Here is a 23,405-nt window from a genome sequence, read left to right as displayed (position 1 = left end):
TTTTAATTTCTTTTTAATATTGGTTCCAATGGATTTGCCTTATCTTCAATAGAAAAACCTTCTTGTTCTGCTTCTTCGTCCTCTTGTATTTGTTTGTCGATTAGTTTTTGCAAAGCTTCATCACGCCTCATACTTTCTGCTTGTTCTTCGGCAATTTCTTCTTCTTTTTTGGTTACGCTTAGAATAATTCCGAGCGCAATACAAGTCATCCAAATAGAACTTCCACCTGAACTAATCAATGGTAAGGTTTGTCCGGTAACAGGTAATAATTCTACGGCAACTGCCATATTGGTCATGGCTTGAAAAATGATAGGAAAGCCTAATCCAACTACAACCAATTTTCCAAAAAGCGAATTGGCTTTATGAGCTGCAACCACAAATCTGAATAAAAGCAACAAATACATTCCCAATACCAAAAACCCGCCAAAAAGTCCATATTCCTCAACGATAATGGCATAAATAAAATCGGAAGATGATTGTGGCAAAAAGTTTTTCTGAACACTCTTTCCAGGACCAAGACCATAAATTCCACCAGATGCAATGGCAATTTTTGCTTTTTCTATTTGATAATCATCTTCATCAGGTTTATCAGTAGTAAAATTATCAATACGTGCAATCCAAGTATCTACACGATTTGGGAAAGCATCGGGAAATGCTTTGGCTACCAAAATAAAAAACAGTAAACTTATAATTCCGGCACCAAGTATAACTGCAATATATTTTAAAGGATATTTTCCAATAAAAACTAACATAATTACCATGGAAAAAATGAGTGCTGCTGTAGATAAATTGGCAGGAAGAATAAATGCCAATGTTATAAAAACAGGTGTCCACAATTCCCATAAAGAGTTTTTAAATGTTATGGGTGTTTCTCTTTTTTTGGATAGATAACGCGCCACGAAAACAAAAAGAACGATTGCTGCTAGAGTTGATGTTTGGAAGGTAATCCCAATAAACGGAATTTGAATCCATCTACTAGCATTTGCTCCATCAATCACCGTTCCTTTTAACAACGTATAGGCTAACAATATCCAAACAACAGGTAATAAGTATTTTGAAATTGTTCTGAAATAGTGATAAGGTATTCTATGAACTTTATAAATAATATAAAATCCAATTAATACTTGTGCACCATGTTTTAATAAATAAGTCAACGCATTTCCAGAACCATGGCGCATATAGGCCAAATTACTACTCGCACTAAAAACAGGCATAAATGAAAATAAGGCCAACAAGGCAACGAATGCCCAGATGACTTTATCTCCTTTTAAACTTGTAATTAGTTCTTTCATTTTAGATTTTATAAATTTTGAACCGCTACTTTAAATTGATTTCCTCGGTCTTCATAGTTTTGAAATAAATCGAAACTGGCACAAGCTGGTGATAGAAGAACAGCATCACCTTTTTCGGCAATGTGTTTAGCAGTTATTACAGCATCACGCATATTGTCAACCTCAACCATCATATCAACTACGTTTCCAAAAGCATCAATAATTTTTTTGTTATCAACACCTAAGCAAATAATAGCTTTAACTTTTTCACGAACTAAGGACATCAATTCGCTATAATCATTTCCTTTATCAACACCACCAACAATCCAAACCGTTGGCACAGTCATACTATCCAAAGCAAAGAAAGTTGCATTCACATTAGTTGCTTTGCTGTCGTTGATGTACTGTACATTTTGAATTTTAAGTACTTTTTCCAATCGATGTTCTACACCTTGGAAATTGGATAAACTTTCACGAATGGTTTGCTTTCTGATTTTCATCAGTTGGGCTACAGAAGTTGCAGCCATAGCGTTTTTCATGTTGTGTTTTCCTTCCAATGAAACGTCTCCCGTTTTCATTTCAAATTCCTCGTTGTTGATGATGATGTCCATAGTGTCGTCGTTTTTTATAAAGGCTCCGTTTTCAAAGGTTTGTATTAGTGAAAAAGGAATTAAATTTGCTTTTGTTCTATTTTGTTTGAACCAGTTTGAGATAGCCTCATCATCTGCGTCATAAATGAGATAATCATTCTCTGTTTGGTTCATCGTTATTCTAAATTTTGATGCGATATAATTTTCATATTTATATTCGTATCTGTCCAAATGATCTGGACTTATATTAGTAATTATTGCTATGTCTGGTCTGTATTTTACACATCCATCTAATTGAAAACTACTCAATTCTAACACATAGCAATCATAGTTATCTTCGGCTACTTGCCAGGCAAAACTTTTACCAATATTCCCTGCCAAACCCACATTCAATCCTCCTGATTTCAGCAAATGGTAAGTCAACATTGTCGTGGTTGTTTTTCCATTGCTTCCCGTAATCCCAATGGTTTTTGCATTGGTAAATTGGGCAGTAAACTCAATTTCAGAAATCACTGGAATGCCTTTTCCCAAAAGTTTTTTTACTATTGGTGCTTTTTCAGGAATTCCGGGACTTTTCATTACCACATCAGCATTTAGAATTAAATCTTCTGTATGCTTTTTGTCTTCCCATTTAATTTCATATTGTTTAAGAACTTCTCTATAATTGTCTTTAATTTCTCCAAAATCAGAAACAAAAACATCGTAACCTTTTTTCTTCCCTAAAATGGCTGTTCCAACGCCACTTTCTCCACCACCAAGAATGACCAATCGTTGCATTATCTCAATTTTAATGTTACAATTGAAACAATAGCCAATAGTATGGCAACAATCCAAAAGCGTGTTACAATTTTACTTTCGTGATAGCCTTTCTTTTGATAATGATGATGCAATGGCGACATAAGGAAAATTCGTCTTCCTTCACCAAAGCGTTTTTTAGTAAATTTGAAATAGGAAACTTGAATTATTACTGATAAATTTTCAGCAAAAAAGATGGCACACAAAACAGGTAATAACAATTCTTTTCGAACAGAAATAGCTAAAACCGCAATAATACCTCCAATAGTCAAACTACCAGTATCGCCCATAAATACTGTAGCTGGATAGGAATTGTACCAAAGAAATCCAATTAATGAACCCACAAAAGCCGATATAAAAACCGTCATTTCACCCGAATTGGGAATATACATGATGTTCAAATAGTCGGAGAAAAAGATATTTCCAGAAACGAAAGTAAAAATACCGAGTGCCAAAACAGATATGGCAGATGTTCCTGCGGCTAAGCCGTCTATTCCATCAGTAAGATTGGCTCCATTTGATACCGCAGTGATAATAAATATTACAATAGGAATAAATACTAACCAAGCCCAGTTTTGATAATCATCTGTAAATGGTTTTAAAATTTGAGCATAATCTAATTCATTGTTTTTAGTAAAAGGAATAGTTGTAGTCGTAGATTTATACTCATTTGGTGTTTGATAAATTACATTTTGTGTTTGATTAAATGTTAGTGGCTTATTTGATTTTTCTCGAACCGTCACACCTGGATGAAAGTACAACACCGAACCTACAATTAACCCCAAACCAACTTGACCAATTACTTTAAAAATACCTTTTAAACCTTGTTTGTCTTTTTTGAAAATTTTGATATAATCATCAATAAATCCAATAGTTCCCATCCAAAGCGTAGTTACAATCAAGAGAATAATGTAAATATTATTCAATTTGGTTAACAATATCACAGGAATCAACGTTGAGATAATGATGATTAATCCACCCATTGTTGGTGTTCCTGCTTTTTGAGTTTGTCCTTCAAGACCTAATTCTCTTACCGTTTCGCCTACTTGTTGATTTCTCAAAAAAGTGATGATTTTTTTTCCATAAATAGTAGAAATCATCAAGGATAAGATAATTGCCAAAGCAGAACGAAAAGTGATGTATTGAAAAACTCCTGTTCCTGGAACATCCATTGTCTTGTCGAGGTATTCAAATAAGTAGTATAACATATTGGTTATGTGTTAATTTGGTTATTTGCTTAATTGTTCTAAAATTTCTTTTACAATTTTCATATCATCAAAATCATGGCGAACACCTTGAATTTCTTGATAGGTTTCATGTCCTTTTCCTGCAATTAGTATAATATCATTTGGATTGGCCAATTGACACGCGGTTTTTATAGCTTGTTTTCTATCTACAATTGATAGTGTTTTTTTATGATTTTGTGGCTGTACTCCATTTTCCATATCCGCAATAATATCAATTGGATCTTCTGTTCTTGGATTATCCGATGTGATGATTACTTTATTACTCATACTCGTGGCAATATTGGCCATTATTGGTCTTTTCGCTTTGTCTCTATCGCCACCGCAACCAACTACTGTTATCAATTGTTCGTTATTGGTTCTAATATCATTGATGGTTTTCAAAACATTTTCCAAAGCATCTGGAGTGTGCGCATAATCCACAATTGCAGTTATTTTAGAATTGGAAACAATAAATTGGAAACGTCCCGAAACACTTTCTAATTCTGATAACAATCGCAATACTTCCAATTTATCCAATCCTAATTCTACTGCAGTTCCATAAATTGCCAATAAATTGTATGCATTGAAAGTTCCTATCAACTTTACCCAAACTTCATTATCATTAATTTTCAATAATAATCCTGATAATTGATTTTCTAGAATTTGTGCTTTATAATCAGCGTAGGATTTTAAGGCATAGGTCAATTTTCTTGCAGCCGAATTTTGAAGCATTACCAATCCATTTTTATCGTCAATATTGCTAAGTGCAAAAGCAGTTTTGGGTAAAAAATCGAAAAAAGATTTTTTTACATCTCGATACTCTGCAAACGTTGGGTGATAATCCAAATGGTCGTGTGATAAATTAGTGAAAACACCTCCAACAAAATGTAATGCTTCTGTACGTTTTTGATGTATTCCATGTGAACTTACTTCCATGAAACAATATTCAATTCCGAAAGCATTCATTTCTGCCAAATAATAATTGATAGTCAATGAATCTGGTGTAGTGTGCGTTGCTTTATACTCAACATCATCAACCATTATTTTCACCGTTGACAACAATCCCACTTTATAACCTGCTTTTTTAAATAATTGATACAAAAGTGAAGCAATAGTGGTTTTTCCATTTGTTCCGGTAATTCCAACTAATTTTAAATTTTGAGATGGATTTCCATAAAAATTAGCCGCTAAAAATGCCAAAGCCGAGTTGGTGTCTTTCACTTGAATATAAGTAACGCCACTCACAATTATTTCTGGAAAAGTATCACAAACTATTACAGTAGCTCCAAGATTTATGGCTTTTTCAATAAAATCATGACCATTTGAAACGGTACCACGAATGGCCACAAAAACATCGTTCTCTTGAATTTTACGTGAGTCAAATTCAATTTTGCCAATAACCATTTCTGTCGAACCTTTAACCGCTTCGATGGCTACTTTATATAATATGTCTTTTAAAATAATCACGATAATTCAAGTATGATTGTTTTGTTTTTATCTAATGCTTCTCCGGGTTGAACGGATTGCTTTTTTACTTTCCCAACACCAATCACTTTTACTTTTAATTTTAAGTTTTCCAAAAGAGCTACAGCATCCATTCCGCTCATGCCTTTCAAATTTGGAATTACTTTTATTTCGGATTGGGATTTGGCGTAGTATTCATCAAATGCTTTCTCCTGAGGATTTATTTTTTTGTTCAGATTTTTAATTTCGTTGGTAGATGGTGAATCGGTAAAAATCTTTTGCGCAATACGCTTAAAAACTGGACCAGCCACATCTGCACCATAATAGTTATTACCCGAAGTATTTGGTTTATGAACCACTACAATACAAGAAAATTTAGGATTATCTGCAGGGAAATAACCCACGAATGAAGAAATGTAATGCTTGTCACTTCCACCATTTTTTCCGTAATTGGCTTGAGCTGTTCCTGTTTTTCCTGCCATAGAAAAGTCTTTGGAATACAACTTTGAACCTGTTCCTCTTTTAACCACATTTTCTAAAACTGCTTTTAGTTTTTTATTGGTTTCTGCCGAACAAATCTTTGCGTTGATAACTTGTTTATCATATTTTTTTATGGTTTTATTCCATTCTTTTATTTCAGAAACGAATTGTGGTTTTACCATTTCACCATTATTAGCAACAGCATTATATAAGGTCAACGTTTGTAATGGTGTTACCGAAACGCCATATCCAAAAGCCATCCATGGAAGTGAAATAGCACTCCAATGTTTATCATTTGGTTGTGGAATATATGGTTTTCCTTCTCCTTTAAAAGGCAATCCTAATGGTTTATTCAAACCCATTCTATCGATTCTATCTACAAATTCTTCAGGATTATTTTTATAATTTTCATAAACCGCCTGAACCATTATCGTATTAGAAGACACTTCAAAACCTCTTGCTAACGAAATTTTTCCATAACCGCCTTCATGAGAATCTCTAACTTTATTTCCTCTGTAATCTATGATCCCGCCTTTGCTATCATACACTTTACTAGTATCAATTTTATTATCATCCAATAAAGCAATCATATCCACTAACTTGAAAGTCGATCCAGGTTCATGAGATTCTTTAATAGCGTAATTTTCAGTTTCGAAATAAGTTGAGTCTGATTCCTTTAATTTCCCTAAATTGGAAATGGCTCTGATTTTTCCCGTTTTGGTTTCCATCACAACCACACAACCATGTTCTGCTTTGAATTCTTTTAACTGTTTCAGTAAAGCATGGTGCGCAATATCTTGTATGTAAACATCAATTGTTGAAATAACATCATAACCGTCTTGTGGATCAACTTCGTTAATATCGCGGATTGGTTTCCATTGACCTTTAGCAATTTTTTGTTTTAAAACTTTTCCATCTTTACCGTTCAAATATTTTCTGAAAGACCATTCTATTCCTTTTCCGTCTAATTCGCCATTTGGTTTCACACGTTCGTAACCAATAGTTCTCTCTGCAATTTTTCCAATTGGATGTTCTCTAATCGTTTCTTGTTCTACAATAATTCCGCCTTTGTTTGCGCCTAAATTGAATAGCGGGAAACTTTTAATTTTAATATATTGTGTGTAACTTAAATCACGGGCAACCAATAAATATCTATTCTTATTGGTTCTAGCAATTTTTAGTTCCGATAAATAAAAAGAACTTGGCTTTCCTAAAAGTTTTGACAAAGAGTCTGCTAGTGGTTTTACGTTTTTTTCAAATGCAATCTCTTTTGGCGCAACAGCATCAAATCTTATTTTATAATTGGGAATTGAGGTTGCTAACAAACTTCCATCAGCTGAATAAATATTTCCTTTATTGGCAGGGATAACAAAGCTCTTAACTGTTTCTTTTTTGGCCAATTCACGAAGCCTTGGACCTTCAACCCATTGAATTTTGGACAACTTAAAAGTTATAGCCATAGCCATTATGAAGATGCAAAATGCAACTAAATAAATTCGGTAAGAGATATGTTTATCTTCTATTGCCATAGTTTTTGAAAGAAGGTTTTTTCTATAGGTTTTTTAACTTTTATTTTTTTTGGTGGAACCTGTGAAGGAAATATTTTTCTCTCCTTCATTTTTTCTGAAACAGTCGATTCCATTTTCAACTTCATTAATTCGGAACGTTTATCTACAAATTCGGAACGCAATTCTTTTACTTCACTTGTTAATTCGGTAATCCGAAATACTTTTTGTTCAAAATTGTGTGTATTGGCAATCATTAAAATGGCAAGCACTATCACAAAAACAATAAATCGCCAGTTTTTCGTAGCGTCTTCATTGACTAAAAATCGAGCTTTTAATATGCTATAAACTCCCTTTTTCATCGTTTTTCTGCTATTCTTAATTTGGCACTTCTTGCTCTATTGTTGCTTTTTATTTCAGCTTCATCTGGAACTATTAGTTTGCCTACCAACTTAAATGGAACAGAAAAATTTCCAAAAAAATCTCTCTCTGGTTCACCTTCAAATAGTCCGTTTTTCATAAAACGTTTTACCAATCTGTCTTCTAAAGAATGATATGAAATCACACTTAATCTTCCTTCTGGCTTTAATATTTCAAGAGATTGTTCTAAAAATTCTTTTAAAACATCCATCTCTTGGTTTACTTCTATTCGAATGGCTTGATAGATTTGGGCTAATATTTTATTCTTGAATTGTTCTGGTAAAAATTTTGACAAAACCATTTTCAATTCGTCTGTTGTATTGATTGTTTTCTTTTCTCTAGCTTCTATAATTGTTCTTGCCAAAGCTGGAGCCACTTTCAACTCACCATAATCCAGAAATACTCTTTTTAAATTGGCTTCATCATATTCATTAATCACTTTGAAGGCATCCAAATCATTTTTCTTACTCATTCTCATGTCTAAATCGGCATCAAATCGAGTAGAAAAACCTCTTTCTGGAACATCAAATTGGTGTGATGAAACCCCTAAATCAGCCAAAATTCCATCCACACTTTTCACACCATGAAATCTCAAAAACCGCTTGATATATCTAAAGTTCTCTTGAATTAATGTAAATCTTTCATCGGGCAATGCATTCTCCCAGGCATCTTCATCTTGGTCAAACCCAAACAATTTCCCATTTGGACCCAATCTTTTCAAAATTTCTTTGGAATGACCACCACCACCAAAAGTGACATCAACATAAACTCCATCGGGTTTGATATTCAATCCGTCAACAGTTGCCGAAAGTAAAACTGGGTTATGATATTCCATCGTTGTCATCATTACTATTTCCCATTACATCTTCGGCTAAATCAGCAAAATCAATATCATCACCAGCAATTGATTTTTCATATAATTCTTTATCCCAAATCTCTACAATGTTTACTGCAGAAGAAAGGACAATGTCTTTTGAAATATGACTAAAGGCAACCAAATCTTTCGGAATTAACAATCTTCCTAAATCATCTACTTCAATAACTTTTACACCAGCCGTAAATCGACGAATGAAATCGTTATTCTTCTTCACAAATCGGTTGAGTTTGTTGATTTTTTGCATCATCAAATTCCACTCAGTCATAGGATACAACTCTAAACAAGGTTGAAAAACGGAACGCTTCAAGACAAAGCCATCTTGAATAGAACTAGCAAGTTGTTTCTTTAAAGCCGAAGGAATCATCAGTCTTCCTTTGGCATCAACTTTACATTCATATGTCCCAATTATAGAGTTCAATGGTTTTTATTTTGGTTAGAAGCAAAAATATAAAAATATTTACCACAAAATACCACTAATTACCACTTTGTTAATAAGTTTTACCACTTTAGCTTCATTTGCTTAAAAATCCGAACAAAATAAATATTGTAAATTATTGAAAAATATTTAAGAAATATTGATTATTGCGTTAATTTGAATTGTAAAAAACTGATTTTTAGTGGCATTATTGCTAATAATTTATTTTTTAATACATCTGATAATTATCAAAAGACTAGATGATTTGTTTAGAATAAGCATCCCTAACCTTAATTAAATTATACTCCTTTTGCAGAACCATTTTAATTAAAAAACGGGAATAGAAAATGGTTTTTAGGTATAAAATCATATATTTGCTACCGATGTAAAAGTCAAAAATCATATGGAAGGAAATTTTAAAAAAGAAGGAAGATATTCCTATTATGAAGTTGGAGAAGGCACACCAATCGTCGTATTACACGGATTGATGGGCGGATTGAGTAACTTTAGTGGTGTAGCTGACTATTTTTCGTCTAAAGGATATAAAATAGTTATTCCTGAGTTACCATTATACTCACAAAATATTTTAAAAACTAACGTAAAAGCCTTTGCAAAATACGTGAAGGACTTTATCACTTTCAAAGGATTTGACAGAGTAATTCTTTTGGGGAATTCTCTTGGTGGACACATTGCTTTATATCATTCAAAAATGTATCCTGAAAAAGTAGCCGGACTTGTAATAACTGGTAGCTCAGGACTTTATGAAAGCGCTATGGGTGATAGCTATCCTAAACGAGGCGATTATGAATATATCAAGAAAAAAACCGAAGTCGTTTTTTATGACCCAAAAGTGGCTACAAAAGAAATGGTTGACGAAGTTTTTTCGATAGTAAATGACCGAATAAAAGTAATTAAAACCTTGACAATAGCCAAAAGTGCTATACGTCATAATATGGCCAAAGATTTACCAAAAATGCATGTGAAAACTTGTATTATTTGGGGTAAGAATGACCAAGTAACACCACCAGAAGTAGCGGAAGAATTTCACAAATTAATGCCAAACTCGGAGTTATATTGGATTGACAAATGTGGTCATGCCGCCATGATGGAACACCCGGATGAGTTCAATAGATTATTGCACGAATGGCTTAAAGAAGTACATTTATAAACAAAAGTCCTTTTTAGGGCTTTTTATTTTTAATAAAATCCATGAAAATTAATTCCGCCGAATTTATTATTAGCAATTCCGACGTGAGTAAATGTCCGCTAGAACGTTTGCCCGAATATGCTTTTATTGGTCGTTCTAACGTAGGGAAATCATCCTTGATTAACATGTTAACCAACCATAAAAACTTGGCTAAAACATCAGGGAAACCCGGAAAAACTCAGTTAATAAACCATTTTAAGATTAATCTAAATTGGTTTCTAGTTGATTTACCCGGTTATGGTTACGCCAGAGTTTCTAAGAAAACAAAAGAAGTTTTTCAGGAATTTATTACTGATTATTTTGAAAAGAGAGAACAATTGGTTTGTGCTTTTGTATTAATTGACATTCGTTTAGAAGCACAAAAAATAGACTTGGAATTCATTGAATATTTGGGTGAAACAGAAGTGCCTTTTTGCATCATTTTTACAAAAGCAGACAAGATTAGCAAGACCAAAATAGACTCTCATGTTGCTGCCTATAGAAAAGCATTGCTAGCCAACAACTGGGAAGAAATGCCTCAATACTTTGTAACCTCTGCCACCGAAGCTACAGGAAGAGATAAGGTTTTAGATTTTATTGATGGTGTGAATAACGAAATGTTTAAAAGCGGTGAATTGTAGTTAATAAAATATTACTTTTTCAATTCCAACTTTTCAGCGAAATAATCACAAAAATCTTTCATAGTATCTGCCATTTTTTCATCGGCAGTGGCACGTTGAAACGTATCAGCCATAGCTACCAAGGTTTGATGAAAAAATAATTTCATTTCATCAACTTGCATTTCTTTTGTCCACAAATCAATTCGGAGTGTTTCTTGAGCTTTACCGTCCCAAATAGAAAGCATAATAGCCTTTGCCTCTTCTAGTTCAACTCCGCCGTCTTGTGCCGTCCAAGTTAATTTTTCGGGAACACGATTTTCGTCTAATTCAATATTGAATTTTATTTCAGATTGTATTGTTTTACTCATGGTTTTTTTGGTTTGTACTTTGATTTGTCAAATAGTTCTTTGGCATCCATTTTTAGCATATCCTGCAAACTTACTTCATTATTTTCCATAAATGAACGAACAATTTGCCATCCAACCCATTGCCCTACTCTTCCTGGTGATTCGTTATCTATTTCGAGATAGAATTTTGAAAATGGTGCTAAATTTATAAATCTGTTTGAAAGTCTTGAATCTGAATCGAAAAGCAGATTTTCATCTATGAAAAAACGCCACATATAACTTTCGTTTTCTTGACACCACTTAATTTGCTCTGGTTGATATCCTATCTTTTCAGCGTCTGTAAAATCGGGAAGCAATACATCTTTTAGATACAATTCTTTACCATAATAAATCATATTGGCTAATAATGTCTTATCGGTTGGTGGAGGAATTTTTCGCCATGAAAAACTAGAAACAATATCAGGCATCATTTGTCTTTCTTCAAAATTTTGCTTCAGATATTCAGCGTCAGTGTAAAATTTGACGTCTTTACCTAAATACAACTCTAATGCAATAATCAACTTATCATTGGCATAAATGGCTTTATTATTATAATCCATTTCGGCAATTACGGTATATACTTTTGGAGTTATAGTATTTGGAAAATAGTACTTAATATGTTTAAATAAATCTTCTATTTCCGTGGCTTGTTTGTTCAAATCAGGGTATTTTTTTTGCACTTCTTGATACAGTGCTCTCCAGTCTTTGTTTTGCATTTTCTCAATCCAAACACTATCTGAAATACCTTCGGGAAAGAAAAAAGGATAAGTTGCCTTGAGATTTTGTAAATCCTCTGGTTTAGTTTCAAAAAAAGCTTTATCAAATCGATCTACTTTTATCTCAATAGGAATTTCTTCTACTGCTTTTTCAACTTTAGACTTTTGATCACAAGAAAAAAGAAAAAAAGACAACAAGATGCCGATAAAATATTTTACCATTTTAAGAAATTTATAATAAATTATTAAAGTTTAAAATCTTCTGATTTATTTACATTTGCAAATATACATTGCAGTTTTTAATAAAAATCATAAGAAATGTCTAAAAAAAGTAATATTAAGGTAGGGGAAACCAATGCCTTTATTGTTTCATGGTTAAGAGATTATGCAACGAATGCAAAAGTGAATGGTTTTGTTATAGGTATTTCAGGTGGCGTTGATTCGGCAGTAACCTCAACGCTTTGTGCACAAACAGGTTTAACCACTTTATGTGTTGAAATGCCAATTCATCAACATAGTAGTCAAGTTAGTAGAGGAAGAGAACATATTGAACAGTTAAAAAAGCGATTTCCAAATGTAAAAAATGTAGAAACTGATTTAACTACTGTTTTTGAAACCTTTAAAAAAGTGGTTCCAAGTTCTGATGATGATATAAAAGTTGACTTATCATTAGCCAATACTAGAGCACGTTTACGCATGACCACTTTATATTATTATGCTGGAATTTATGGCTTATTAGTGGCTGGAACTGGAAATAAAGTTGAAGATTTTGGCGTTGGTTTTTATACTAAATATGGTGATGGTGGTGTAGATTTAAGTCCTATTGCTGATTTAATGAAAAGTGATGTGTATGCTTTGGGAGAATATTTAGAAATTCCTAAGTCAATACAAAATGCTGCTCCAACAGATGGTTTGTTTGGCGATTCAAGAACTGATGAAGAACAACTTGGTGCTAGTTATGACGAACTAGAATGGGCAATGATTGAAGCAGAAAACAACAAAAATGCAGCCGATTTTTCGGGAAGGGAAAAAGAAGTTTTTAAGATTTATTCGTATTTAAATAGTGTTAATCAACATAAGATGAATCCAATTCCTATATGTATTATTCCAGAATTGTATAAAAAAAATTAAAATTTTATAACAATATTTATTAAAAAAAAAATTAACTTTACAGTAAATTTCTATTAATTTTTATCAAATACCACGATTATGATAAATGTATGTGTAGCCGATAACTTTCCAGTTGTTCATTTTGGAATGAAAGCTTATTTTAAAGATCATCATGAAATAAGCATTGTTTCTAATGTAGGGAATTTTTTTATGGTGCCTGATGCCTTGAGAAACAAAGAAGTTGATGTCTTGATTATCGACCTTGATCTTGAAGGATTAAAGAGTATTTATGAGCTCAAATCTATCATTAAAAATTTCCCAAAAACAAAAGTTATTGTATTTAGTAGTATGTCTGAACACATTTATGCGCCAAACGCCATCAAAGCTGGTTGCGCAGGTTATGTTCACAAGACTTCAAAACTTGAGTATTTAGGAACAACAATTGTTAAGGTTAGCCAAGGGCAAATTATCCTAAATGAAGAAATCAAGAAAAGTTTAGCATTAATTGCTAAACAAAACAAATCTGAACGTTTGTACAGAAAACTTTCTAACCGAGAAATCGAAGTACTTCGTTTTCTTAGCGATGGAAAGAAAAACAATGAAATTGCTAAGATTTTAAATCTTAACGAAAAAACCATTAGTACTTACAAACTTCGATTATTAACGAAACTTAGTGTAACCAACTTGGTTGACTTAGTGAACAAAGCAAAAACTTTGGAAATCGTTTAAAAAATAAAAACCTCGCAAAAGCGAGGTTTTTTTATAAATAAGTTGATCGTATTCGTCCTATTTTATTGGTTAGGCTGACTTTTAATTTGTTGTAATCGTTAATAGTTGTCATCAATTCTTCTAAATCATTTTCTTCCTCTTTACTGAAATTATTCATCATATCCATTATCAGTTTATTAATGAGATATTCTCGAAGAGAGATTAGAGTTTCAGTAACCAAATTGGTAAGTACTTCCTCGGAATCTTTTTCTTTCACAAAAACTTGCTTTTTCTCTAACCAACCTGCAAGCGAATAGCGTTCATTTTCCATCATTAAATTTGAAATAAAACCAGCTTTCGTTTCTTCCAGAGTATTCATGTAATTTACAATATCAAAATTGGCATCATTGACAAAATTCTGAATTAAATCATTGTAAACTTCTTGAAATAACGGATTAGTAAAACTTATTTCATCTTCTTGTAGACTCAAAAAAATTCGTTCAGAAATTTTAGCTTTAATTTTTTCTTTTACCTCAATTTCATTGCCTTCTTCATCAAAATTAATGTAGATGTTTTCAAATTCAGTTACTAAATTTCCATATAAAACTAATATGCTGATGATACTAATTTCAAGATTTGATAAAATGTCTAGTTTTTCATTTGAAACCTTAACCTCATTTTTTATGACTTCAAAAGATTTTTGTTGTAAAGTTTCAGAATTTTTCAGTTTTTTTCCAGCTTCCGAAATGTCTTTCTGAATGAGTTGTGCCAAGGTATTTTGCAATACTTGTTCGGAAATATCCATGATGCGAGCACACTCTTGAATATACACTTCCCTTTTAATTCTATCAGGAATTTTGGAAATACTCACTACCATATCCCGAATTAAATCAGCTTTTTTGATAGGATCGTTTTGTGCTTCATTCATCAAAAGTGAAGCTTTGAACTGAATAAAATCTTTGGCGTTATTTTCTAAATAAGAAACCAAATCATCAAAAGAGTTTTTTCGAGCAAAACTATCAGGATCATCACCATCAGGGAAAGTACAAACCTTTACATTCATGCCTTCTTCGAGAATTAAATCAATTCCTCGAATAGAAGCACGAAGTCCAGCAGCGTCGCCATCAAAAAGAACCGTAATATTTTTAGTCAATCGATTAATTAATCGAATTTGGTCTGGAGTTAAAGCTGTTCCTGATGAGGCAACTACATTTTCAATTCCGGCTTGATGCATTTGAATTACATCCGTATAACCTTCGACTAAAAAACAATTATTCTGTTTGGCAATAGCTTGTTTAGCATGAAAAATACCATACAAGACTTTGCTTTTATGGTAAATTTCACTTTCGGGAGAATTGAGATATTTGGCTGCTTTTTTATCATTGGTCAAAATTCTACCACCAAATCCGAGATTTCTTCCCGACAAACTTTGGATAGGAAACATTACTCTTCCTTTGAAACGGTCAAAATGTTTGCCGTCTTCTCTAGTAATGGTTAAACCAACTTTTTCTAAAAACTCTAATTGATATCCTTTTGACAAGGCTTCTTTGGTAAAAGCATCCCAAGTTTCGGGAGAATAACCTAATCCAAATTTGGTTATGGTTTCATTAGTAAAACCTCTTTCTTTGAAATAGGATAACCCAATTGCTTTTCCTTCTTCCGAATTTAAAAGGGTTTCGTGAAAAAAAGTTTTGGCAAATTCTGAAACCAAATACATACTTTCTTTTTCATTGGCTTCGATTTTATCTTCCTGAGAAGTCTCTGTTTCTTCTATTTCGATATTGTATTTATTCGCCAAAAACCGAATTGCTTCGGGATAGGTAAAATGTTCGTGCTCCATCAAGAAAGTCACTACGCTTCCGCCTTTTCCCGAACTGAAATCTTTCCAAATTTGCTTTACCGGTGATACCATAAACGATGGTGAGCGCTCATCTGAAAATGGGCTCAAACCTTTGTAATTGCTTCCAGCACGTTTAAGTTGAACAAAATCACCGATGACTTCTTCTACACGTGCGGTTTCAAAAACTTTATCTATGGTTTCTCGAGTTATCAAATTTTCTATTTAAGGGTTTAAAGTTACAATAAAAAAAGTGTTCCAAAAACTGAAACACTTTTTCAAAATATAAACTAACCTAAACATTCTTAATTAAAATCAAAACGTACACCAAGTGAAATGTTATTTTGATCTATTGCATTGTCTTTAAACAATGGATTTAAATCGTATTTTAAATACAAACTAGTTTGTTTGTAACCAATGTAAGTACTTAGACCATAAATGAAATCATTAACGTTGAAATCTCCTTTTTCTTTAGTATCTACGTTATTTCCATCGACTTCAAAGCATAATTTTTGTTTTGATTTTAATCTAAATCCACCATAACCACCAATTCCGAAGCGAACACTTTTGTGGGTTCTGAAAATAGTTTTTCCATCATCATTTTTTGCTTTAGTAAAATCAAATTCTAAATGTAACGGTGCTGTGATAAATACATTTCTAAAACGCGAATCATCAAGATTATATTGAAATTCAACTAAGTCTGTTTGACTTCCATTAGCTACAAAAACTCTATTATCTGTTGGGCGCAAATTATTGTACATCAATGATACTCCATATTTCAAATGCAATAAATTATCATTTTTGAAAATTCTAGTATTTCCTGTAACTCCCCATTCGTAGAAATGAGAACCCCAATATTTATAATCTGAATTGGCAACAGCACCATCAGTAACTAAATTATTTACACCCATAGCAAAAACGAATTGTGATGTTGTTCTTCTTTCAGAAGTTCTAGCGATTGAGTCGCGACGTTTTTGATATTTTTCTTTATTTTTCCCAGATGATTTTGAGAAAAAAACCTCAAAAGTATTTGGCTTGAACTCTTCTTCTTTTATTTTTCCTTCAACTTTTTGATTAACCAATTCTTCTAGTTTTTGTTGCTCAACAGCAACGCGTGTTTCGATATTTTTTGAACGTGTTTCTGCAAATTTTAGTTTTTTCTCATCTGCTTGTTCATTCGTAATAGTTCCTGCTTCTAGTTCTTTGTTCACAGACTCGATTTCTAGTTTTAGAGCTGCTTTTTCTTCTTTGGTAATACTTTCAATTTTTTCTGCTATGGCTTTTGCCTTAGCTTCAAAGGTGTCTTGTGCTGAAAGTTTGCTCGCCAAAAGACAAGCTAAAAGTGCAATGTAAAGGGTAAAATTTTTCATGATGTTTGATTTAATTTGATTAATGATTGAAAACTCTTTGTTACTGATTATTTCTGTTGGCCAAAGCCACTTTAACTTCTTTATAATTTTTATTTACTTTGGTAAAAACTTTTTCTCTAAAGGATAATTCGACTTCACCATCCACTTGAGAAAGCAGACTTTTTGCATCGACTTTTATGGCTGATTTTGTATTGGCTGATTGCTTAATCGTTTTGTCTAAATCGGCCAATAAATTATCATCTGACTTTGCTTTAATTTCTTTAGTTAACATAATTTCTTTTCGCTCCATAATTTTTGGTAAATCTTTTTGAGCAACATCTGATGAATTTTGATACTCAATTTCCTTATCCTTTATTATTATATTATTTGTCGAAAGTTGAGAATTGCGAGTTGCGGGTTGCGGGTTGCGGGTTTCAGGTTGATTACTCGTTGACGCAACAACTTCGTTTGCTTTTGGTGCTTCAACTATTGTTTTTTGAGAATCCGTTACTGAATTTTGAACTGTATCTTTTTCTGTTTCAGTACCAACAACACTATTTTCTGGTTTAACTTCTATGCCATTTTGATTGAATAAAAACAAACCAAGTGTTACGAAAACCAAAATACTGGCAGCTATAAACAAAAAGCCAAAAGGTTTTCTTGTTTTTTTTTCTTCGGCTATAGAAAGCATTGCATCCAATCTGTCCCAAGCTTGGGCTGACGGTTGAATTTCTCTAGCGTTCAACTTGTCTCTGAACTGTTTTTCTATTTTATTCGGTTCCATTTTAATTCGTCTTTAATATTGTCTTTTTGGTCTCATTGAATTCGCTAATCAAATAACTTTTTTATTGATTTCTTTTTGATATGCTCATTTCAAAATTTTTTAGTTTGGTAACATTATCCTGCAACATTTTTCGAGCGTGTGATAATTGTGACTTCGAAGTTCCTTCGCTAATGCCTAATAGTGTTGCTATTTCTTGGTGTTTAAACCCTTCAATACAATAAAGATTAAAAACCATCTTGTAACCTTCAGGCAAACTGTCAATCAAAAACTGAATATCTTCTACTGAAAACTGGCTTTCAATATTGTTATGTGTCTCTTCGTAATAATTCTCATCTTCAATGAACTTTACTTTTTTCTGAACTCTAATAAATGAAATACATTCATTAATCATTATTCTTCTAATCCAACCTTCAAAACTACCTTTGTGTTCAAAATTTTTTAAACTAGTAAAAACTTTCATGAAAGCAGTAATCATAATATCTTCTGCTTGATGTAAGTCTTTTATATATTGACGGCAAACACTTAGCATTTTGGGAGCGAATTTGGAATAAATATGATGCTGTGCATGTCGGTTATTTTCGACAGCTAGTTCGATTAATTCTTTTTCATCTTTATGTAAGTTAATAACCTTCATTAGAATATCAGACCGCTTAAATTTTTAGAATATTAAATTAATAATTGAGTTCTATTAGCATAGACGAGAATAGTTGATAAAAAGTTGCATGAGGATTTTTAAAAAATTTATTTTACTCCAAAAAAAATTGAAAAACTCAATAAATTCAATACTTTACAGCTTAAATTATTTTTTGAAAAAATTATTTTTTTCTGTCAATTACATAATTAACCATTAAAACTAAACTGTCTTTATAGATAGAATTTGGGAAACTATCAAGTATTTGAAGTGCTTCTTGTTGGAATTGCACCATTTTTTCTTCTGCATAATGCAAGCCATTCTTGTCTTTTACAAATTGGATGACTTCCTTGACGCGTTTTTTATCCTTATTGTAGTTTTTGATGGAATTAATACACCAACTCTTTTCTTTATCTGAACAATTGTTTAAAGCATAAATTAAAGGCAATGTCATTTTTTGCTCTTTGATGTCAATTCCTGTTGGTTTTCCAATGGCATCGTCGGTATAATCAAACAAATCGTCCTTTATTTGAAACGCCATTCCAATGAGTTCGCCAAATTTTCGCATCGCTTCTACCTGAACTTCATCTTCGGAAACTGATTTGGCACCAAGCGCACAACACGAAGCTATTAATGTGGCTGTTTTTTTGCGGATGATTTCATAATAAATCTCTTCTACAATGTCTAATCGGCGTGCTTTTTCAATTTGGAGTAATTCGCCTTCGCTCATTTCTCGTACAGCTATAGAAATGATACGGAGTAAATCAAAATCGCCGTAATCTATTGAAAGTAATAATCCTTTGGACAATAAATAATCGCCAACTAAAACGGCTATTTTATTTTTCCATAAAGCATTGATAGAGAAAAATCCGCGACGTCTATTACTATCATCTACAACATCGTCGTGAACTAATGTTGCTGTATGAATTAACTCAATCACCGAAGCGCCGCGATATGTTCGCTCATTGACTTCCGCTTTTTCAGAAATCATTTTGGCAACCAGAAAAACAAACATAGGACGCATTTGTTTTCCTTTTCGATTTACAATATAATAGGTAATTCGATTGAGTAGCGCCACTTTTGAGGTCATGGATTCAAAGAACTTTTTCTCGAAAAGCTCCATTTCCTCTTGTATAGGTTGTTTTATTTGCGCGGTGATGTTCATCGATTTCAAAGATACAATATTGAAGTCTTTGAAAAAAATAATTACATTTGATTAAACCTTTTAAAAAAAAATCATTCAAATACTTGAACTTAAAAATAATAAATATGAAAATTAAAAACTTAGTATTAGGATTGACATTATCAATGTTTATCTTAAGTTGTAGCAATGATGACAAAAACACGTCATCTGAAATGAGTGATGCTAAAGTTAGTGCCAAAATTGACATAGTTACTGAAGATGTATCCAAAATTATTGAAGATCAATTCTCACTTCAGGCTAATCCTAACTCAGGAAGAACAAGTGAAAATAGCATACAAACATTACCACCATGTGCTACTGTTACTATTGAATTAACAGAAACAACTTGGACTAGAACCATAACTTTTGACAATTGTGAATTGCCAAATGGAAATGTTTTAGATGGAACTATTATTGTGAGTGGTAGCTTAAACTTTGACACGCCTTCACACACCATAAGTTATAGTTTTGTAAATTTCCATCACAATAACATCTTGATTGAGGGAAACAGAACCGTTGTTAGAACATTTCAAACCACAAATACCTTAGCACAACCACATCCTGTAGCTACAATGTCTATCGACATGACTGTGACTTTCCCTAATGGAAATAGCTATCACAGAGTTGGGAATAGAGTACGAGAAATGATTGAAGGTTTTGGAACACCAATGATTTGGATGGATAATGTGTTTTCAATTTCTGGAAGTTGGTCAACTACTTTTCCTAATGGAACACAAAGCTCAACCATTACAACTCCTTTGAGAGCTGAATCCGGTTGTCCTCATATTGTAAGTGGTGTTGTAAATATCGTTAGAAATAACAATACTGCTGTTCTAGATTATGGTAATGGCGAATGTGATAACCAAGCTACTTTAACTGTTAATGGTGAAACTACAACCATAACTTTAGGAAATTAAAATTTGGTTTACTCCTAAAAGAAAAACTCCTTTTGTATTTAAACACAAAAGGAGTTTTTTTATGATTTGTTTGCCAATTGCCCACAAGCTGCATCAATATCTTTTCCGCGACTTCTTCTCACTTTTGCAACTATATCATATTTTGATAATTCTTTTATATAATTATCGATAGCAGTATCAGACGCTTGCTGAAATTCGCCGTCATCGATGGGATTGTATTCGATTAAATTGACTTTACAAGGTACATATTTGCAAAATTTCACCAAGGCATCAATCGAAGCTTTATCATCATTAATTCCTTTCCAAACCACATATTCATAAGTCACTTTACTTTTGGTTTTTTGATACCAATATTGCAATGCTTCTTTCAATTCGGGCAATTGGAAGTTTTTGGTAAACGGCATAATTCGGTTTCTAGTTTCTTCAATAGCAGAATGTAATGAAACCGCTAATTTGAATTTTACCTCATCATCAGCCATTTTTTTTATCATTTTTGAAACTCCTGAAGTAGAAACAGTAATTCGTTTTGGTGACATGCCTAAACCTTCTTCTGATGTAATCATGTCAATGGCTTTCATCACGTTGTTGTAATTCATTAACGGTTCGCCCATTCCCATAAATACGATGTTAGACAATGGTCGGTTGTAATACAATCGGCTTTCTCTATCAATAGCCACGACTTGATCATAGATTTCTCCTGGTTCCAAATTTCGCATTCTTTTCAAACGCGCTGTGGCACAAAAATTACAATCCAAACTACAACCTACTTGACTAGAAACACAGGCTGTGGTTCTGGTATTGGTTGGAATTAAAACACTTTCTACAATAAGTCCATCGTGCAAACGAACCGCATTTTTTACCGTTCCGTCTTCGCTACGTTGCATGGTATCGACTTTGATGTGATTAATCACAAAATAATTTTCGAGCATCGTTCTCGTTTCTTTAGAAACATTGGTCATGTCTTCAAAACTATGTGACGCTTTACTCCACAACCATTCATACACTTGATTGCCACGAAATGCTTTATCACCATTGGCCACAAAAAAATCACGCAATTGCTCTTTGGATAAACTTCGAATGTCTTTTTTCTCGATTTCCATGGCGCAAATTTAGGGTATTTTGATTAGTTGTTAATTTGTATTTTTGTAAAAAATAAAAACATGAACTTCCTTTCCGACGAATTAGATACTTATGTAACCCATCATTCCGAAAACGAACCGGATTTATTGGCGCAATTGAATAAAGAAACCCATCAAAAAATTTTGCAACCAAGAATGTTGAGTGGTCATTTTCAAGGAAGAGTTTTGAGTATGCTTTCTAAAATCATTCATCCAACTCACATTCTTGAAGTAGGAACTTATACTGGTTACGCCACACTTTGTTTAGCCGAAGGTTTAGCAGATAATGGCACCATCGATACTTTGGACATTGAAGAAGAACTGTTTGATTTTCAAAGAAAATATTTTGACAGAAGTCCGTGGGCTAACCAAATTATTCAACATCTTGGTGATGCTTTGGACATCATTCCGACCTTGAATAAAAAATATGATTTGGTTTTTATTGATGCTGATAAAGAAAATTACATTAATTATTTTCATCTCATTGTTCCAATGATGAACAAAGGAGGAATTATTCTTTCGGATAATGTATTATGGAGTGGAAAAGTTTTAGAAGAAGTAAAACCAAACGATATCATTACAAAAATACTGTTGGAATACAACCAATTACTAAAAGATGATGCAAGAGTTGAAACTGTTTTACTGCCAATCCGTGATGGTTTGACTGTTTCGAGGGTTATTTAATTTACAATATGAAATTTTACTTCGAAAACTTATCAATCGAAATTATTGTATTTTGTGTCGTCGTAGCCGTTCTACTCTGTGGAACATGGACTCTTATTCTTAAAAGCATTTTGAAAAATATTTTCAAAAGGGAATTAAAAGCCAAGTTTGTATTCATTACTCTGACACTAATTTTATTCCTGTCGTTTATTATAATCACATTACTCGAGAAACCATAAATAAATCAAACCGCTAAGCGTTTTTAAGAATATATTTTTGATATAATTTGTAGCCTAAAAACCCAAAAGTTGCTCCAAAAACATATCCTGTTAAAATATCCGAAGGGAAATGCAATCCTAAATAAATTCGGCTGTAGGCGAAGATCAAAGGAAATAAAAACAATAAATAACTGTGTTTGTAATATTTCTTAAATATCATAAAAGCAAAAACTGTTGTCGCCATAGAGTTTGTGGCATGTCCAGAAAAGAAACTAAACGATTTACTTGATTTCACTATTCTTATAATTCCCTTTATTTCTTCATCATTACAAGGACGTAAACGTTCAAAACCATTTTTAAATAGATTTGCCGTTTGATCACAAACAAGGATTAAAAGTGCTGTGAAAAGCAGATAGAAACCAAAATTTTTCCATCCTATTTTTTTTTGTAAAAGATAAAAAATCAGTAAAAAAAACGGTGTCCAATACAATTGTTTTGTAATCATCAACCACAGTCCATCAAAAGTTTCCGAACCTAATCCGTTTAGAAAAACAAAAAGCTCTTTATCTAGATGAATGATTTTTTCGAGCATTATAATTGTCTTTTTATTGGACCTGTTAAATCCTCAATATCTTGAGTTACTTTTTGAACTGGATTGGTCAAATTAGAGTCCAAGCCTTCTTTTACTTTATCTACTTCTGAAGAAAAAGAAGAAGTTAAATCTTTGAGTGATGTATCAATTCCGTTGGCTTCAGCTCCTTTTTGAATTTCGCTTTTAATTTCGTTGGTAGCATTTTTCATTTGCGCCATTACTTTTCCCAAAGTCCTTGCTATTTCTGGAATTTTATCTGATCCAAAAAGCATCAACGCTATGAAAATTATAAATATTATTTCGCCTCCGCCTATTCCAAACATATTTTTGAATTGCTAAATTTA

The 23,405-nt window shown here is 32.6% G+C and carries 24 protein-coding genes; 6 read left to right on the top strand and 18 right to left on the bottom strand.

Annotated features, from left to right (window positions below):
- Positions 1–2: 2 nt before the first annotated feature.
- From ACSVH2_RS04535 to mraZ, 8 genes are read right to left on the bottom strand one after another with little or no spacing between them, the layout of a single operon-like run.
- Positions 3–1,292 (bottom strand): FtsW/RodA/SpoVE family cell cycle protein, encoded by a 1,290-nt coding sequence (locus ACSVH2_RS04535; RefSeq protein WP_438091966.1) that lies wholly within the window; start codon positions 1,290–1,292, stop codon positions 3–5.
- An 8-nt stretch (positions 1,293–1,300) separates the two neighbouring features.
- Positions 1,301–2,638, bottom strand: a complete 1,338-nt coding sequence (gene murD / locus ACSVH2_RS04530; RefSeq protein ID WP_438091965.1) for a UDP-N-acetylmuramoyl-L-alanine--D-glutamate ligase — start codon at positions 2,636–2,638, stop codon at positions 1,301–1,303.
- Positions 2,638–3,864: a phospho-N-acetylmuramoyl-pentapeptide-transferase gene (gene mraY, locus ACSVH2_RS04525; RefSeq protein ID WP_438091964.1), complete on the bottom strand. Its 1,227-nt coding sequence runs from the start codon at positions 3,862–3,864 to the stop codon at positions 2,638–2,640. The genes murD and mraY overlap by 1 nt, the downstream gene beginning before the upstream one ends.
- A gap of 21 nt (positions 3,865–3,885) precedes the next feature.
- Complete coding sequence (locus ACSVH2_RS04520; RefSeq protein ID WP_438091963.1) at positions 3,886–5,349, bottom strand: UDP-N-acetylmuramoyl-L-alanyl-D-glutamate--2,6-diaminopimelate ligase; 1,464 nt, start codon at positions 5,347–5,349, stop codon at positions 3,886–3,888.
- Positions 5,346–7,355, bottom strand: coding sequence for a penicillin-binding protein (locus ACSVH2_RS04515; protein ID WP_438091962.1), 2,010 nt, complete (start codon positions 7,353–7,355; stop codon positions 5,346–5,348). The genes ACSVH2_RS04520 and ACSVH2_RS04515 overlap by 4 nt, the downstream gene beginning before the upstream one ends.
- The gene (locus tag ACSVH2_RS04510; protein ID WP_438091961.1) at positions 7,346–7,693 is read right to left on the bottom strand and encodes an FtsL-like putative cell division protein; all 348 of its coding nucleotides are present in this window, start codon (positions 7,691–7,693) and stop codon (positions 7,346–7,348) included. Before ACSVH2_RS04510 ends, ACSVH2_RS04515 begins: the two co-directional genes overlap by 10 nt.
- Positions 7,690–8,598, bottom strand: a complete 909-nt coding sequence (gene rsmH, locus ACSVH2_RS04505; protein WP_438091960.1) for a 16S rRNA (cytosine(1402)-N(4))-methyltransferase RsmH — start codon at positions 8,596–8,598, stop codon at positions 7,690–7,692. The genes ACSVH2_RS04510 and rsmH overlap by 4 nt, the downstream gene beginning before the upstream one ends.
- Positions 8,573–9,046: a division/cell wall cluster transcriptional repressor MraZ gene (mraZ, locus tag ACSVH2_RS04500; protein WP_438091959.1), complete on the bottom strand. Its 474-nt coding sequence runs from the start codon at positions 9,044–9,046 to the stop codon at positions 8,573–8,575. The genes rsmH and mraZ overlap by 26 nt, the downstream gene beginning before the upstream one ends.
- A 400-nt stretch (positions 9,047–9,446) precedes the next feature.
- Between mraZ and ACSVH2_RS04495 the strand changes: the two genes are divergently transcribed.
- Entirely contained in the window at positions 9,447–10,211 is a 765-nt protein-coding gene (locus tag ACSVH2_RS04495; RefSeq protein WP_438091958.1) for an alpha/beta fold hydrolase, read from the top strand.
- Positions 10,212–10,252: 41 nt separating this feature from the next.
- Positions 10,253–10,870, top strand: a complete 618-nt coding sequence (gene yihA / locus ACSVH2_RS04490; RefSeq protein ID WP_438091957.1) for a ribosome biogenesis GTP-binding protein YihA/YsxC — start codon at positions 10,253–10,255, stop codon at positions 10,868–10,870.
- A gap of 11 nt (positions 10,871–10,881) precedes the next feature.
- Here yihA and gldC read toward each other — a convergent pair whose 3' ends face one another.
- Together gldC and gldB are read right to left on the bottom strand one after the other, a co-directional pair.
- Positions 10,882–11,217, bottom strand: coding sequence for a gliding motility protein GldC (gene gldC, locus ACSVH2_RS04485; protein ID WP_438091956.1), 336 nt, complete (start codon positions 11,215–11,217; stop codon positions 10,882–10,884).
- On the bottom strand, positions 11,214–12,173 hold the full coding sequence (gldB, locus tag ACSVH2_RS04480) for a gliding motility lipoprotein GldB (RefSeq protein ID WP_438091955.1): 960 nt from the start codon (positions 12,171–12,173) through the stop codon (positions 11,214–11,216). Before gldB ends, gldC begins: the two co-directional genes overlap by 4 nt.
- A 96-nt stretch (positions 12,174–12,269) precedes the next feature.
- On the opposite strand from gldB, the gene nadE reads away from it, so the two are divergent.
- Together nadE and ACSVH2_RS04470 are read left to right on the top strand one after the other, a co-directional pair.
- On the top strand, positions 12,270–13,082 hold the full coding sequence (gene nadE / locus ACSVH2_RS04475) for an NAD(+) synthase (protein WP_438091954.1): 813 nt from the start codon (positions 12,270–12,272) through the stop codon (positions 13,080–13,082).
- Between the two features lie 78 nt (positions 13,083–13,160).
- Positions 13,161–13,790 (top strand): LuxR C-terminal-related transcriptional regulator, encoded by a 630-nt coding sequence (locus ACSVH2_RS04470; RefSeq protein ID WP_438091953.1) that lies wholly within the window; start codon positions 13,161–13,163, stop codon positions 13,788–13,790.
- Positions 13,791–13,821: 31 nt separating this feature from the next.
- On the opposite strand, the gene dnaG is transcribed toward ACSVH2_RS04470, so the two are convergent.
- The 5 genes from dnaG to ACSVH2_RS04445 all read right to left on the bottom strand — a co-directional run bounded on the left by dnaG (position 13,822) and on the right by ACSVH2_RS04445 (position 19,535).
- Complete coding sequence (gene dnaG, locus ACSVH2_RS04465) at positions 13,822–15,822, bottom strand: DNA primase (RefSeq protein WP_438091952.1); 2,001 nt, start codon at positions 15,820–15,822, stop codon at positions 13,822–13,824.
- 89 nt (positions 15,823–15,911) lie between these two features.
- The gene (locus ACSVH2_RS04460; protein WP_438091951.1) at positions 15,912–16,976 is read right to left on the bottom strand and encodes a hypothetical protein; all 1,065 of its coding nucleotides are present in this window, start codon (positions 16,974–16,976) and stop codon (positions 15,912–15,914) included.
- A 40-nt stretch (positions 16,977–17,016) separates the two neighbouring features.
- Entirely contained in the window at positions 17,017–17,739 is a 723-nt protein-coding gene (locus ACSVH2_RS04455) for a hypothetical protein (RefSeq protein WP_438091950.1), read from the bottom strand.
- A gap of 61 nt (positions 17,740–17,800) precedes the next feature.
- On the bottom strand, positions 17,801–18,373 hold the full coding sequence (locus ACSVH2_RS04450; protein ID WP_438091949.1) for an RNA polymerase sigma factor: 573 nt from the start codon (positions 18,371–18,373) through the stop codon (positions 17,801–17,803).
- 181 nt (positions 18,374–18,554) lie between these two features.
- Positions 18,555–19,535 carry a polyprenyl synthetase family protein gene (locus ACSVH2_RS04445; protein WP_438091948.1) on the bottom strand — a complete coding sequence of 327 codons (981 nt, stop codon included), beginning with the start codon at positions 19,533–19,535 and terminating at the stop codon, positions 18,555–18,557.
- Positions 19,536–19,639: 104 nt separating this feature from the next.
- Here ACSVH2_RS04445 and ACSVH2_RS04440 point away from each other — a divergent pair, with 104 nt between their 5' ends.
- Positions 19,640–20,470 (top strand): hypothetical protein, encoded by an 831-nt coding sequence (locus ACSVH2_RS04440; protein WP_438091947.1) that lies wholly within the window; start codon positions 19,640–19,642, stop codon positions 20,468–20,470.
- Between the two features lie 59 nt (positions 20,471–20,529).
- Here the strand turns inward: ACSVH2_RS04440 and rlmN are convergent, their stop codons facing one another.
- A complete protein-coding gene (gene rlmN, locus ACSVH2_RS04435) occupies positions 20,530–21,570 on the bottom strand; it encodes a 23S rRNA (adenine(2503)-C(2))-methyltransferase RlmN (protein ID WP_438091946.1) in 1,041 nt (346 codons plus the stop codon).
- 60 nt (positions 21,571–21,630) lie between these two features.
- Here rlmN and ACSVH2_RS04430 point away from each other — a divergent pair, with 60 nt between their 5' ends.
- The gene (locus tag ACSVH2_RS04430; protein WP_438091945.1) at positions 21,631–22,272 is read left to right on the top strand and encodes an O-methyltransferase; all 642 of its coding nucleotides are present in this window, start codon (positions 21,631–21,633) and stop codon (positions 22,270–22,272) included.
- 231 nt (positions 22,273–22,503) lie between these two features.
- Here the strand turns inward: ACSVH2_RS04430 and ACSVH2_RS04425 are convergent, their stop codons facing one another.
- Together ACSVH2_RS04425 and ACSVH2_RS04420 are read right to left on the bottom strand one after the other, a co-directional pair.
- Complete coding sequence (locus ACSVH2_RS04425) at positions 22,504–23,061, bottom strand: phosphatase PAP2 family protein (protein WP_438091944.1); 558 nt, start codon at positions 23,059–23,061, stop codon at positions 22,504–22,506.
- Positions 23,061–23,384, bottom strand: coding sequence for a Sec-independent protein translocase subunit TatA/TatB (locus ACSVH2_RS04420; RefSeq protein WP_438091943.1), 324 nt, complete (start codon positions 23,382–23,384; stop codon positions 23,061–23,063). Before ACSVH2_RS04420 ends, ACSVH2_RS04425 begins: the two co-directional genes overlap by 1 nt.
- Between the last annotated feature and the right edge of the window lie 21 nt (positions 23,385–23,405).

This window comes from Flavobacterium sp. RSB2_4_14 (assembly GCF_051547085.1).
GTDB lineage: Bacteria > Bacteroidota > Bacteroidia > Flavobacteriales > Flavobacteriaceae > Flavobacterium.
Note: the sequence above shows the minus strand (reverse complement) of the source record. Positions and strands in the feature narration are given on the sequence as shown.